Below are 13,548 nucleotides of genomic sequence, written 5' to 3'. Positions count from 1 at the left end.
GGAGAAATACCTGAAGCCGCTACAATAAACGGCATCAGTAAAATTCGGTGGAGCGGTAGTTCAGTTGGTTAGAATACCTGCCTGTCACGCAGGGGGTCGCGGGTTCGAGCCCCGTCCGTTCCGCCACTTTATATTAAGCCCTGACAATTTTGTCAGGGCTTTTTTTTGCGTCTGTGATAGCGACTTAACGTCGCCATGGCTGTTTTTCAATATAAGCGGACAAAAAGTCTATAAATACCCGGATACGTGGGCTGAGCTGATGGTCACTGTAATAGACTGCGTTAAACGGCATTTCTTCAGTCAGCGTCTGCTCAGGCAGGATCTGCACTAGCTTCCCTTCGGCAATTTCTTTATCTACCATAAATTCGGAAAGACAGGCGATGCCGTTACCGTTCAGACAAAGTTGTTTCAGTGTTTCTCCGCTGTTAGCTGAAGAACCCGGCGGAATAACAAAAGTACGATCGTCTGCGGTTTTTACCGGCCAGCGATTGAGCCGGGCTGTCTCAATAAAGCCCAGGCATTGATGGGCGTTCAGATCTTCACTACATTGTGGCATACCTCTTTCCTGTATATAGGAGGGGGCCGCAACAATACGACGGTGGCTGATAAATAGCGGCCTGGCACGTAAGGTTGAATCGTGCAGATTGCCACCGCGGATAGCAACGTCGACTTTACGTTCAATCAGATTAATAAAACTTTCGGATGAGCTCAGTGAAAGCGTGATACCCGGATAATGCTGGAGAAAAGGTTTAATCATTGGTATCAGTAGGTAGAGCATTACCGGTGTGGAGGCATCAACGCGTAGATTTCCCTGGGGAGCGTGGTTATCCTCAATTAATTCATCTTCTGCTGCACGCATTTCCTGCAATACTTTTTGTATACGCTGAAAGTATCTTTCCCCTTCCTGCGTCAGGCTGAGTTGACGGGTCGTGCGGTTAAGCAGTGAAACCCCCAGTCTGGTTTCCAGTTTCTTTATTGACCGGCTGACCACGGAAGTGGCGATATTCAGCTGTTCAGCTGCCCGGCTAAAGCTACCGTTTTCAACCACAGTGACAAACAGCAGAAGATCATCTGAAGTGGCACGCATTGTTGCTTCCCGAACAAAGATATAGCGTAGTTTTTTGCCAGATAAGTATTAAAGCATGCGGGCTAGCTGGCTGCATCCCTGATAAGTGACTTGAGTAAAGTTAACCGCAAAGGTTAGTTTAGTGCGGTTGCCTGAAAAGCGAGATGCTGAGATTGCAACCCGTGATTAAAATCCTTAACGTAGAAACTTACGGTCGTAGATGAGGTTATAAGGAAGTGAACAGAAAGACCTACTCCATGCGTTATACAGCAGGTCAGCCGGCGGAGCGAATTTCCGCACCTGCGGCGCTGTTGCATGTGGGTCAGGCGCTCTCACCTGGCGAACCATTACCTATGGAGAACACGCTGCGCGTGCTGGTGTGGAATATATTCAAGCAGCAACGCGCGGACTGGCAGTCGGTATTACAGAGCTTTGGACGGGAATCTCACCTGGTATTATTACAGGAAGCGCAGGCCACGCCAGAATTAGTGCAGTTTGCCACTGCTAATTATATGACGGCGGATCAGGTACCGGCTTTTATGCTGCCGGCACACCCGTCAGGAGTGATGACGCTGGCGGCAGCGTATCCGGTATATTGTTGTCCTCTGCTTGAGCGTGAGCCACTGCTGAGGCTGGCTAAATCGGCGTTAATCACCGCTTATCCATTACCTGATAATCAGACGCTAATGGTGGTCAATATCCATGCGGTGAATTTTAGCCTCGGTATCGATGTTTACAGTAAGCAGCTGGGGCCGATCGGTGATCAGGTTATCCACCATAAAGGACCGGTTATTCTTGCCGGTGATTTTAACGCCTGGAGCCGCCAGCGCATTAACGCACTGTATCGTTTTGCGCGCGAAATGGGGCTAAGGGAAGTGCGTTTCACGGATGATAACCGGCGTAAGGCGTTTGGCCGGCCGCTTGATTTTGTATTCTACCGGGGAATGAAAGTGGCTGAAGCCGCCGTGCTGGTGACGCGCGCGTCCGATCATAATCCGCTGCTGGTTGAATTCTCCCCGGCTAAGCCTGAGCGGAATTAAGTCTGCTCGCCGGCGCTTCTGTGAACGGGTCAGTTATTATTGCCGCTATTAATCGCGATGAACGCGGATCTAAGGAAACAGAAATATGGCAAGACAAACCCATCACGACAATATCGATAAGCAGTTTGGTGCACAGGCAGAGGCTTACCTTGATAGTCAGGTACATGCCAGTGGCAGCGACCTGGTGCAGCTAGCCGGGCAGCTGTCCGGAGAAAAAGGGGGCCAGACTACTGGATCTTGGCTGTGGTGCCGGACATGCCAGCTATGTAGCAGCGCGTCATGTGGCGCAAGTGGTAGCTTATGATTTGTCATTGCCGATGCTGGATGTCGTCAGGCGTACGGCGCAGGAGCACGGTTATCATCATCTGACGACTCTTCAGGGCTATGCGGAAGTATTGCCCTTTGATGACGCCAGCTTTGATATTGTCATTAGCCGCTATTCAGCTCATCACTGGCATGATGTCGGTCGCGCTATGCGTGAAACGTATCGCGTGCTGAAACCCGGTGGCAGGGCTATTTTTATGGATATCAGTTCGCCGGGGCAGCCACTTAAAGATGTGTGGCTGTCAACGATAGAAGCACTACGCGATACTTCCCATGTGCGTAATTATGCACCGGGTGAATGGCTGGCATTGTTTACTGAGGCCGGTTTCAGAGTGACAGCCTTACAGCAGGGACAACTTGATCTCGATTTCCGCAGCTGGGTTGCACGAATGCGTACGCCTGAAGCGGTGGTTGACGTCATTCGTCACTATCAGGACAGCGCGTCAGAGGAAGTGAAAGCTTATTTCTCACTGCAGGCGGATGGCAGCTTTAGTTCAGACACGATTTTTATACAAGCAGAAAAACGCTGAGTCCGGTTTTCCAGGGCAGAGCGTCGGTTTCCGGCAATAAAAAAGCCAGACTAAGTCTGGCTTTTTTGCAGATACAAACGGCATTAGCTTTCGGGCGCTGCGTTGGCATTGACATATAAAGTCAGTTTTTCGCCTGGCTGAATATTACCCGTGACTCTGCTGTTCCAGCGCATCACGTCTTTAATATTCACGCCGTGATGTTTCGCAATACTGGCCAGTGAATCACCGCGGCGAACCCGGTAAGTGATGCTGCTGTTATCGGCCAGTGAAAGGGCACTGCCAGTGCGGTTCACGTTTAACACCTGACCGGCTCTGAGCTGAGCTGAGCGCAGATTATTGCTGCTTTTCAGGCTGCTGACAGAAACATTCAGCCGCTGCGCAATTGTCGACAGAGTGTCACCGGCGCGGACTTTATAGCGAGTGCTATTGTCTGCCAGCGTTCTGTCCGGCTGAACCGCATCGATATCGGTGCTGGCCAGTGACTCACGCAGCTGATCAACATGCGATTTCGGTACCATAATATAGTGCGGGCCATTTGGTGCCGTGGCGCTGGTTTTGTAGCCGCTGTTAAAACTTTTCAGTTTACTGAGCGGCAGGCCAGCCATTTCAGCGACCTGTGTCAGCTTAATCTGCTGACCGACGTCAACCCGGGCCAGGGCGCGGCTTTCGTCAGGCGTCGGCAGCCGGATACCGTAACGCTGGTTGTCTTTGAGTATCTGACTGAGTGCCAGCATTTTCGGTACATAAATGGTGGTTTCCCGTGGCAGCGTCAGATGCCAGAAATCGGTTGGTTTTCCACGCGCTTTATTATATTTGACTGCGTTAAGTACCCGTCCTTCACCGCTGTTATACGCGGCAATGGTGAGTAACCAGTCGCCATCAAACATTTTGTTCATACGCTGCATCATATCCAGTGCTACACGGGTTGACGCGACAATATCACGGCGACCGTCATAATACTGGTTCTGCTTCAGACCGTAGTTTCTACCCGTGGCAGGAACAATCTGCCAGATGCCCGCGGCATTTGAAGCCGATGTGGCCCCAGGGTTAAAAGCGCTCTCCACTATGGGTAGCAGTACTAGTTCCATCGGCATCTTACGTTGTTTAATCTGCTCGACTATCCAGTACATATACGGCTCTGCCCGTAATGTTACATCGTGGAGATAGCTCTTATTTTTTAAATAATTTACTCGTTGTGCGCGGATCCGGGGGTTATCCGGAACCTTCATCTTCAGCCCATCACGGATTAAGGTCCACAAATCGCTGTCCTTTGTCAGGTTGGTTCCATCATCCTGCCATCGTGGGGACAACATGCGATTCGGGGATTGCCCTTTTTCTCCTGGCGAAGACAAACTCTGTGCATGCTGTGCGGGCCCATTTGCGTCATACCCTGACGCCTGGCACCCTGCCAGCAAGACCGAGGCGATAAGTATCGCTTTAGCCTTCATGTGTGTGTCAACAGTTTTGATTAAAAGACGAGCAATAATACGTGGGCTGTTGTCACAATACAACCAGAATTATCAAAAAAAGTCCTTCTTAGTGCGTAATGCCGCAAAAACCTGCTCAGGCGTATTGTTGGGAGAGTTAAGGTTAAGTTTGTTTTTTATTTCAATCTGTTGTGACATTAAAAACACATTAATCTGTCGCTCGTGTTGCAAAGTTGTTGGTAATGTTATCTTGTTTTCTGCGCGCATAGCGTTAATTTCATCGTAATAGTCGGATATTTCCTTATTTTCCGGCCATATTGCTTTAGCAAAGGTCATATTTGACAGCGTATATTCATGAGCACAGCAAATCAGCGTATCCGGTGGTAATTGATTAATTAACTGAAAAGACTGATACATTTGTTTTGCTGTTCCTTCAAATAGCCGGCCACAGCCACCTGAAAACATGGTATCGCCACAGAAAAGATAAGGGCTACTGAAATATGAGACGTGTCCTAATGTGTGACCTGGCGTGGCTATAACCTCAAACAGGTGACCGGCAAAAGGCACCTGGTCACCGGCAGCAACAAGGGTATTGGCGCCTTTACTGGCGGTTTCTGTCGGACCATAGACCCTGATTGCCGGGTAGTGACGCAGGATACCTGCGACCCCACCGACATGATCATGATGGTGGTGAGTCAGAAGAATGGCTTGTGGGATCAGCTGATGCTGGTGCAGGTAGTTAATCACGGGAGTATCCTCACCGGGATCAACGATCAGCGTGCTGCCGGTTTCATCACAGAGTAACCAGATGTAGTTGTCTGATAGCGCAGGAACCGCAATAAGATGCATAATCACCTCTCTGAAGCTGAAATGAAGATAAAGGGTAGAGCATGAAACCCGCAAAGACACGTCAGATTGGCACGATCCCCTGTTCCTGGAGCGATATGCTGTGGGGGGAATATTATCGTGACACGCTGTCTGTACATCTTAAGCCTTGTCTAGCAAAGCTTTATGGTTTCCATTTGTTGAAAATCGGCCCGCTCAGCACAGAGCTGGAAACCGATGACTGCCCGATTTCACATCAGGTTAATGTGGCTTTACAGGGTGATAATATACAGGTTCAGGCCGATCCGCTGCATTTGCCGTTTGAGAGCAAATCGGTTGACGCCTGTCTGCTGGCGCATACGCTGGCATGGAGCCACGACCCGCATCGTATACTGCGCGAGGTCGATCGCGTTCTGATTGATGATGGCTGGTTGATTCTCACCGGATTTAATCCCATCAGTATGCTGGGGTTAGGCAAACTGTTGCCGGGTTTGCACCGGCGCATCCCCTGGAATAGTCGGATGTTCAGCCAGATGCGCTTACTTGACTGGCTAGGATTACTTAATTACGAACTGGTTCAGCGCTGTGGCTTTCAGGTATTGCCCTGGAGTCAGCAGGGCGGAAAAATTATCAGTACCCACCTTCCCGCGCTGGGCTGTCTGACTATTCTGGTGGCGCGTAAACGCACTTTACCCCTGAAGCTAAATCCGGCGCGTAAGACGCCAGGAAAAACACAGTTACGTCCGGTGATTGGTGCAACCCGCCAGTATTGCCAGTCTGATAGCGATCAGGCGTCGGGGCGATAGCCGATATCTTCGTCGGTTGGATTGGCGGCAGCGCGGCGAGCCAGTTCGTCACAACGCTCATTTTCAGGGTGGCCGGCGTGACCTTTTACCCATTGCCATTCAATACTATGTGGCTGTAGTGCACTATCCAGTCGCTGCCAGAGATCGACATTCTTAACCGGTTTTTTTTCCGCCGTTTTCCAGCCGCGTTTTTTCCAGTTATGTATCCAACTGGTAATACCCTGACGGACATACTGACTGTCGGTGCTGAGTACCACCTGACAGGGCTCTTTTAAGGCCTCAAGGGCGACAATGGCGGCCATCAGCTCCATGCGGTTATTGGTCGTCATGCGATAACCGGCGCTAAAAAGTTTTTCATGCTGCCGGTAGCGCAAAATGGCACCATATCCTCCCGGTCCTGGGTTACCCAGGCACGAACCGTCGGTGAAAATTTCTACCTGCTTGACCATCTCTGGTAGACTCTCTGAAAATAAAACCCCAAGTCTGACATAACGAGCGCCATGAGCACAGCAAATACACGCCAGATTGTTCTTGATACCGAAACTACCGGTATGAACATGGTCGGAGTCCATTATGAGGGACACCGGGTGATCGAAATTGGTGGCGTGGAAGTGGTGAATCGTCGCCTTACCGGCAATAATTTTCATCTTTATCTCAAGCCTGACCGTCTGATCGATCCAGAAGCCTTCGGGGTTCACGGTATTGCCGACGAATTCCTGATTGATAAGCCAGTTTTTGCCGATATCGTGGAGGATTTTCTCGATTATATCCGCGGCGCTGAGCTGGTCATTCATAACGCATCGTTCGATATCGACTTCCTTGATTATGAGCTGTCGCTGTTGGGCCATCAGGTAAGCAAGCTGGAAAGTATCTGCCGGGTAACCGACAGCCTGGCCATGGCGCGCAAACTGTTCCCCGGCAAACGCAATAGCCTGGATGCGCTGTGCAATCGTTATGAAATCGATAACAGCAAGCGAACCTTACACGGCGCGTTACTGGACTCCGAAATTCTGGCAGAAGTTTTTCTGGCGATGACCGGTGGACAAACCTCGCTGGCTTTCTCGGTAGAAAATGACAGCCAGCAGGTTAATCAGGGAGAAACTATCCAGCGGGTTGTGCGTCCCCAGTCCGGATTACGGGTGATCAAGGCGACTGAACAGGAAATCAGCGAACATGAATCGCGCCTTGATCTGGTGATGAAAAAGGGCGGCAGCTGCTTGTGGCGCAGCTAACCTGCAGAAAAATCATCAGTAAACAGCTAGGCGCTGAAATTTCGCCCGCTTGATCTGTTTCGCAACGAAAAGCGTTGACGCCGGCAGAGCATGCTTTTAATATTCGCCTCGTTCCCGACGGGGGGCACCGCGCGGAGCGGTAGTTCAGTTGGTTAGAATACCTGCCTGTCACGCAGGGGGTCGCGGGTTCGAGTCCCGTCCGTTCCGCCAGCATTCGAGGCCATGCTATTGATTAGCATGGCCTTTTTCTTTTCTGTGGTTTTTGATATGCCACCCAGTATGCCAATACGGTCTGGTTTGCGCTGATGGGCCTGAGAATGCACGGTACGGTTTTATTTATTCACCTCTCTACTAGCATCCATAGATAAGGTCTGACGATAATGTCATTCACTTTATCAACCAGTTCAGGGCGTTTGAAGCTGATAGACGTTGTTTCCTTCTGAAAATATTTGATCGTAAGCCACCCCCCTCCTCATAACGGATGCTGTGTCAGTTCCCATAGATATGATCGGCCGGACGGCAGGAAACGTCAGTGCGGTTAACGGGAACGGATTTTCCATCATCGGGTATCACCAGAATGGGATCAAGCTTTGCTAGCCGATCGCCTTGCCAGATTTAGTTAAGCCCGAATCCTCATCTGTCACATTTGACCAGCCCGCTTACAATGATTTTCAGCTCACTTACAAGCCGGATAACAAAGCGCAGATCACCGAAATGGCTTGTTAGTGTCGGTTTTGGCGACCCAGCCAGGGAGCTGAAAGCGGGTATAAACACGGTCATCATCGTCATCCTGACTTTAAAAAACTCTTATCGTAACAATGAGGTTAAGGCTATCCACGTGTGGCTGGAAGTTGGCAAAATGACGCCAGGTGCAGAGGAGAGTGATGGGGGGTTATCCTGTCAGGGCGGCCCGCTGACGTGATAGCAGCTGCATCACATGATAAGCCTGCTGGAACAACTGGCCAATATGGCTGTGATTTCGCATTCGCACATTTTACGCCATGCCTGCGGCTTTGTTCTGGCGGGCAGGAGGAGACTCGCGGCTGATTCAGTACTATCCCGGATACCGTAATATCCGCCACAGGGTGAGCTATACGGCGAGTAATGAGGAACGCTTTAAGGGAATAGGACGGTTAATAAATAAGCGCAAAACTTTACAATTAGGACCAAACTGTAAACAATTATACATATCCGTAAAAAACTGTCCACATCTTCATTAAGAAAATTCTTAATCCTCTGTATCATGATGTAAATATTGTTATTTTTCTTCCCCTGCTCCATGGCTAACCTTCTGTTAAAAAACATATTTTATGTTGAGAATCATGCTTACATTTAGTTGGCAAATAAATTTTCGTTTATGAAAGCATTTCATTCCATTCAGCAATAAATGTTGGCTGAAAAATCTGCTATTTCCCCTCTGTATCGCCGGTAACTCTGTTTTTCCCACGTGCTTGTCAAAATGGTCCTAAGTGTAAAGCTCAGTGGTCATTAGACGGGATTCCGGGGCGTACTGAAATAGGTCTCCATCGCGGCGGAAACTTTATTAGCCCTGATATGACGATGGGGGTGGCCAGGTACGACGGGGACGATGCCACTGGAGTCTGACAGGAAAAGTTAACCGAAATAAAAGGCGAATTATTGTATGCATAATCGTACGTGGCGAGTGCGCCGTTCACTACTGGTTTTGATGCTTGCAGCCGTTTCCTGTGGTGCGGTAACCGCTAATGCAGCGCAGGATATTGATACGAAAGAACAGCCCTTCACGTTGAAATTAGGGGCGACCAGGGTGATTTATTCACCTGAATCAAGCGGCGCCACCCTGACCGTGATGAACGTTTAGGACTACCCGATGTTAGTGAAGTCCGAGGTGTTCGGCGAAGACCGCAAAAGCGCCGTGCCCTTTATTGTCACGCCGCCGCTGTTCCGACTGGATGGGCAGCAGCAGAGCAGGGTGCGCATCGTCCGTACCGGCGGTGATTTCGCTAACGACCGTGAGACGCTGCAGTGGCTTTGTGTCACCGGTATTCCACCGAAAGCGGATGATGAGTGGGCGAAAAAAGAGGGGCAGCCCGTCAGGCCGTCACGGCCCATCATCGATGTACAGGTCAGCGTGAGTTCCTGCATTAAGTTATTTGTGCGTCCGTCATCCATCAAGGGGAGCCCGACTGATATGGCATCGTTACTGACGTGGCAGCGACAAGGGAATAAGTTGAAAGTCACCAACCCAACGCCGTTTTACATGAGTTTGCAGTCCGTTTCTGTGGGTGGAAAAAAAGTCTCCGGGCTGGAGTATATCCCCCCGCGGGGCGAGCGGGAGTTCACATTTCCTCAGGGTTCGTCCGGCAAGACGGTTGAGTGGCGCATTATCACCGATCTCGGGGGCGACAGTCGTGCCTACACCGGTGTACTGCGCTAACTAAAACATAACCTGCGAGTTCTGCAAGGAAAACCTCAATGGAAGTGAAAGTCAATTTACTTGTTCTGGCCGTCGCCCTTGGGTGCATGCCCGGAACTGCTTTAGCGAGGGAATATACCTTTGACCCCGCAGTGTTGGGGCTTTCAGGGAAAAATGTGGATATGACCCTGATTAATCAGGGGGGGCAACTTCCCGGCACATATTCCGTTGATATTCTGGTTAACGGTCAGCGGGTGGATTCACGCGAGGTTGTCTTTGCCAGAGCCGAAGATGCAGCCACGTCTTCTTATCTGTCGCCGTGCCTGAGTGTGGAGATGCTGTCGCGCTATGGTGTGCTGGTTGATAAATATTTCGATGCAAAAGCGCGAGCGGCGCAATGTGTGACGCTGTCGGCCATCCCGGGAGCGAAGGCGAACTTTCCGTTTTACAGCCAGCAATTATTGCTGAACATCCCACAGGTTTCACTGAGACCGCGACTGAGTGGCATTGCGCCCCGGCAATTATGGAATGACGGCATTCCGGCGGTACTGCTGGACTACAATGCGAATGCAACGCGTACGGAGTACCGGAACGGCTATAGCAACAGCAATAACAATTCGGCCTATGTGCAATTAAATCCGGGGGCCAACCTCGGGCCCTGGCGACTGCGCAATCAGACAAACTGGCAGAAACAGGGGAACGCTGAAGGAAAATGGCAGAGTGTTTACACCTATGCTGACCGCGGCTTGTATGACATGAAGAGCCGGCTGACGATGGGCGAGCGTACTACACCCGGTGATGTTTTTGACAGTGTCCCTTTTCGTGGGGTGATGCTGGGTTCCGATGACAATATGGTGCCTTATAACCAGCGAGTATACGCACCGGTCGTCCGGGGCATTGCCAGAACTCAGGCGCGTGTTGAGGTTAAACAGAACGGGTACACCGTTTACAGTCAGACCGTTGCATCAGGTCCTTTTGCCCTGACAGACCTGAGTTTGTCAGGTGGTGGTGGTGATTTACAGGTGACCGTGTGGGAAACGGACGGAAATCCGCAGGTGTTTACCGTGCCTTATCAGACGCCGGCGATATCGTTGCGGGAAGGGTATCTTAAGTACAACGTCATGACAGGGCGCTATCGCCCGGCAAGTTCAGGAACAAAGGGCTCGGTGGTCCAGGGCACCCTGATGTATGGCTTACCCTGGGACCTTACGGTGTACGGTGGAGGACAGGTGGCCGATCACTATCAGGTGATGTCACTGGGGCTGGGTCTTTCCATGGGGGAATGGGGTGCGCTGTCGGTGGACGGTACCGGCAGTCATGCCCGGCGTCGGGATGAGGCTACCGAAAACGGTGGCGCATGGCGCGTACGTTACAGCAAGGAAGTGATTGCCACACAAACCACGTTGACGATGACCAGTTATCAGTATGCGTCGGCGGGGTATAACACGCTGTCAGATGTGCTGAATACCTGGGGGGATCGTGGTGATCAGGCCGGTTGGTATTATCTGAACCGTCCGGATGATCGCAGGAAATCAACCACTTCGCTGTCGTTAAGCCAGTCCATGGGGCAGTGGGGATACCTGAGTCTCAATGGTCAACGGAGCAATTACTGGAACCGGGACGGTCATGATGATTCATACGGGGTGAGTTATGGCTTCGGGGTCGGAGGAGTCTCTGTCTCGCTGGGTCTGAACAAAACCAGGCAGTTCAACAGCAGCGGTGAACAGCGAACCGATACCGTGACCAGTCTGTATGTCAGCGTGCCATTAGATCGCTGGTTGAGCTCAGACGGTTCATCAGTGAGTGCAACGTACCAGCTGACCTCGTCGAGAGATTCGGATACCAACCAGATGGGCCTGAACGGTTATGCCTTCGACCGGCAACTGAACTGGGATGTGCAGCAGCGCCGTCAGAGTGGCAATAATGTTTCGGACCGTGATAACAGCGCATTACGCATGACCTGGAATGGGCGCTACGGGCAACTGTCGGGTAACTACAGTTACAGCCCTCATCAGCGGCAAACAGGAGGGGGGATTGCCGGGAGTATGCTTATCCATCAGCACGGTATCACCTTTGGCCAGCCGCTCGGCGATACGGTTGCGCTGGTTGAGGCTCCCGGAGCCGCTGGTGTACCGGTCAGCGGGTTCCCTGGCGTCAGCACAGACTTTAGGGGATATACGACGAAAGCGTTCTTATCGCCGTATCAGGAAAATATCATCAGTCTGGATCCGACGGCGTTACCACCGAATGCGGAAATCACGCAGACCGATTTGACGGTTGTGCCCACACAGGGCGCAGTGGTGCCGGCGAAGTTTTCCACCCGGGTGGGTGAGCGTGCGCTGATGACCTTGTTACAGCCCGGCGGAGAGGCTGTGCCATTTGGCTCTGTTGTTTCCCTCGTGTCAGGGCAGGGGGCGGGGATTGTGGGTGACAAAGGGCAGGTGTATCTGACCGGTCTTCCGCGGCAGGGCTCGCTTATTGCCAGATGGGGAGATAACAAACAGTGCCAGGTGAGTTTTACCCTGCCTGACACAGGGAGTCATGAATCATCAGGCGGTATCGTCACGACACATGAAACCTGCCGATAACACGCAATGATAATTATGAGAACGGTATTGTACTGAACGGTAAACAGGAAGGATATTCATGGCGGACAGAATAAAAATGCATGCATATGCGATGGCCGGGATGTTTGTGTGTTGCCTGGGCAGCCCGCTTACTGTGCTGGCAGCTGAATCTCCCCATGTCAGCATCCAGACGGGCGGAAAGCTGGCAGGGCAATTCAGAGATGGTGACATTATCACGCAGGTACGGATAGCATCCCAGGACGCTCATAGTGGTTTTCAGTTCTGGAGCGAAGCAATGAAGTCCGGCAGTGCACCGAACCGCTACGTTGTGACCGGCGTCCAGAATGGCCGGAACACGTTACGTGTCAGAATTGAAAAAGAGGGCGGGCAGCCGGACAGCACAAGTGGCAAAGGGCTGATAATGCGTACGGGTGATGAAGTCGCTTCTTTCAATGTCGTATCGGATGGTGAACAAACGGTCACTGCAGACAGTTATCTGTTCGACGTCAGGGCGGCCAGCATTACCCTGAATGCTACAGGTACGGTGGAGCAAGGAGAGCCAACGATACAAACCGTTTCGCTTGATTTTAATAAGCAGCCGGAGCTGATGCATGAGCTGAACCCTGTTTTGCCCGTATTTCCGAGTGAGCTTGCGGACAATACTTTACTGGCACAGGGTGTTGTCAGCACCCAGGACAATTCCGAACAAAAAATGGCAGTGCGTTTTGTTGCGGGGGAGGGCGAACGAAGTACCAGTGCACAAGCCATTACGCTTTTGGGACAAAACGATAAAAGTCACGAATTAAAGGTGAAAATACAATTGTCTGATGAGGTCAATAAGCACGAGGAGTGGTTTGTTAAATCATTTGCTGCACCCTCATTGAAATATACCATTAATGTTGATGGTCAGCAGCGAGTACCTGCCGATACCTATTCGGTGTCGGTTGGGGGCGGTTTTTGGCGTGATTAAGCTCCGGCGGTTATTTATTTTTCATACGTAATAACTGTCTGGCTGCGAATTATTTGTATTGCTGCTTTTAATCATGTTCGTGAATTATATTTGTTGATTTTTTAGATCTATTTATTGGTTTTTCAAACATTGCCGCCTGCTTTCGGGGACGGAGCGGCAGTGTGCACGTAAGTTCATATCCCCGAAACGGTGATGCCTCCAATTAGTAGAACATGTGTTTCTCGATAAACGCTCCAATGACTTTTTCGTGGATCTCAACTGAGCGCGAAAAGCAGATTGTTTTACGAGCCAACCGTTTAATGCGGGTGCGGAGCGTCAGGTTATTACGTTCAATGCGTTGGGTGAAAATTTTGCCCGTCAGATGCT

12 protein-coding genes, 2 tRNA genes and 1 pseudogene are annotated in these 13,548 nt (G+C 50.9%); 10 read left to right on the top strand and 5 right to left on the bottom strand.

Annotated features, from left to right (window positions below; translation table 11 throughout):
• The first annotated feature begins 49 nt into the window (after window positions 1–49).
• Window positions 50–126 (top strand) — tRNA-Asp (locus tag BL249_RS18095).
• A gap of 58 nt (window positions 127–184) precedes the next feature.
• On the opposite strand, the gene yafC is transcribed toward BL249_RS18095, so the two are convergent.
• A complete protein-coding gene (yafC, locus tag BL249_RS18090; RefSeq protein WP_099707568.1) occupies window positions 185–1,087 on the bottom strand; it encodes a DNA-binding transcriptional regulator YafC in 903 nt (300 codons plus the stop codon).
• A gap of 215 nt (window positions 1,088–1,302) precedes the next feature.
• Between yafC and BL249_RS18085 the strand changes: the two genes are divergently transcribed.
• Window positions 1,303–2,106: an endonuclease/exonuclease/phosphatase family protein gene (locus tag BL249_RS18085; protein ID WP_099707567.1), complete on the top strand. Its 804-nt coding sequence runs from the start codon at window positions 1,303–1,305 to the stop codon at window positions 2,104–2,106.
• A gap of 85 nt (window positions 2,107–2,191) precedes the next feature.
• A pseudogene (locus BL249_RS18080) lies at window positions 2,192–2,960 on the top strand (class I SAM-dependent methyltransferase).
• An 83-nt stretch (window positions 2,961–3,043) separates the two neighbouring features.
• Here BL249_RS18080 and mltD read toward each other — a convergent pair.
• Entirely contained in the window at window positions 3,044–4,408 is a 1,365-nt protein-coding gene (mltD, locus tag BL249_RS18075; RefSeq protein ID WP_099707569.1) for a murein transglycosylase D, read from the bottom strand.
• 72 nt (window positions 4,409–4,480) lie between these two features.
• Window positions 4,481–5,236 carry a hydroxyacylglutathione hydrolase gene (gene gloB, locus BL249_RS18070; protein ID WP_099707566.1) on the bottom strand — a complete coding sequence of 252 codons (756 nt, stop codon included), beginning with the start codon at window positions 5,234–5,236 and terminating at the stop codon, window positions 4,481–4,483.
• A 41-nt stretch (window positions 5,237–5,277) separates the two neighbouring features.
• Here gloB and BL249_RS18065 point away from each other — a divergent pair, with 41 nt between their 5' ends.
• Complete coding sequence (locus tag BL249_RS18065) at window positions 5,278–6,018, top strand: class I SAM-dependent methyltransferase (protein ID WP_099707565.1); 741 nt, start codon at window positions 5,278–5,280, stop codon at window positions 6,016–6,018.
• On the opposite strand, the gene rnhA is transcribed toward BL249_RS18065, so the two are convergent.
• Entirely contained in the window at window positions 6,000–6,467 is a 468-nt protein-coding gene (rnhA, locus tag BL249_RS18060; RefSeq protein WP_099707564.1) for a ribonuclease HI, read from the bottom strand. The two genes, BL249_RS18065 and rnhA, sit on opposite strands and share 19 nt — an antisense overlap.
• Before the next feature lie 51 nt (window positions 6,468–6,518).
• On the opposite strand from rnhA, the gene dnaQ reads away from it, so the two are divergent.
• The 6 genes from dnaQ (at window position 6,519) to afaD (ending at window position 13,182) form a co-directional block, all read left to right on the top strand.
• Window positions 6,519–7,250 carry a DNA polymerase III subunit epsilon gene (dnaQ, locus tag BL249_RS18055; RefSeq protein ID WP_099707563.1) on the top strand — a complete coding sequence of 244 codons (732 nt, stop codon included), beginning with the start codon at window positions 6,519–6,521 and terminating at the stop codon, window positions 7,248–7,250.
• A 133-nt stretch (window positions 7,251–7,383) separates the two neighbouring features.
• Window positions 7,384–7,460: transfer RNA gene (locus tag BL249_RS18050), tRNA-Asp, on the top strand.
• Between the two features lie 1,432 nt (window positions 7,461–8,892).
• Window positions 8,893–9,090 carry a hypothetical protein gene (locus BL249_RS19410; RefSeq protein ID WP_275094182.1) on the top strand — a complete coding sequence of 66 codons (198 nt, stop codon included), beginning with the start codon at window positions 8,893–8,895 and terminating at the stop codon, window positions 9,088–9,090.
• Between the two features lie 9 nt (window positions 9,091–9,099).
• Entirely contained in the window at window positions 9,100–9,666 is a 567-nt protein-coding gene (locus BL249_RS18045) for a fimbria/pilus periplasmic chaperone (RefSeq protein ID WP_275094181.1), read from the top strand.
• Window positions 9,667–9,704: 38 nt separating this feature from the next.
• The gene (locus BL249_RS18040; RefSeq protein WP_099707562.1) at window positions 9,705–12,233 is read left to right on the top strand and encodes a fimbria/pilus outer membrane usher protein; all 2,529 of its coding nucleotides are present in this window, start codon (window positions 9,705–9,707) and stop codon (window positions 12,231–12,233) included.
• A gap of 58 nt (window positions 12,234–12,291) precedes the next feature.
• Window positions 12,292–13,182, top strand: coding sequence for an AfaD family invasin (afaD, locus tag BL249_RS18035; protein WP_099707561.1), 891 nt, complete (start codon window positions 12,292–12,294; stop codon window positions 13,180–13,182).
• Window positions 13,183–13,384: 202 nt separating this feature from the next.
• On the opposite strand, the gene BL249_RS18030 is transcribed toward afaD, so the two are convergent.
• Window positions 13,385–13,548 (bottom strand): IS1 family transposase (locus BL249_RS18030; protein ID WP_241898819.1); only part of this gene is annotated, 164 nt, incomplete at its 5' end.

The sequence above is a fragment of the Erwinia sp. OLFS4 genome, assembly GCF_002752165.1.
Taxonomy (GTDB): Bacteria; Pseudomonadota; Gammaproteobacteria; order Enterobacterales; family Enterobacteriaceae; genus Izhakiella.
This window is presented reverse-complemented; position numbering and strand designations above follow the sequence as displayed.

Bases quoted from the DNA above. Each gene is read 5' to 3' on its own strand.
- yafC (WP_099707568.1), bottom strand. From the start codon at position 1,087: ATGCGTGCCACTTCAGATGATCTTCTGCTGTTTGTCACTGTGGTTGAA.
- mltD (WP_099707569.1), bottom strand. From the start codon at position 4,408: ATGAAGGCTAAAGCGATACTTATCGCCTCGGTCTTGCTGGCAGGGTGC.
- gloB (WP_099707566.1), bottom strand. From the start codon at position 5,236: ATGCATCTTATTGCGGTTCCTGCGCTATCAGACAACTACATCTGGTTA.
- BL249_RS18065 (WP_099707565.1), top strand. From the start codon at position 5,278: ATGAAACCCGCAAAGACACGTCAGATTGGCACGATCCCCTGTTCCTGG.
- rnhA (WP_099707564.1), bottom strand. From the start codon at position 6,467: ATGGTCAAGCAGGTAGAAATTTTCACCGACGGTTCGTGCCTGGGTAAC.
- dnaQ (WP_099707563.1), top strand. From the start codon at position 6,519: ATGAGCACAGCAAATACACGCCAGATTGTTCTTGATACCGAAACTACC.
- BL249_RS19410 (WP_275094182.1), top strand. From the start codon at position 8,893: ATGCATAATCGTACGTGGCGAGTGCGCCGTTCACTACTGGTTTTGATG.
- BL249_RS18045 (WP_275094181.1), top strand. From the start codon at position 9,100: ATGTTAGTGAAGTCCGAGGTGTTCGGCGAAGACCGCAAAAGCGCCGTG.
- BL249_RS18040 (WP_099707562.1), top strand. From the start codon at position 9,705: ATGGAAGTGAAAGTCAATTTACTTGTTCTGGCCGTCGCCCTTGGGTGC.
- afaD (WP_099707561.1), top strand. From the start codon at position 12,292: ATGGCGGACAGAATAAAAATGCATGCATATGCGATGGCCGGGATGTTT.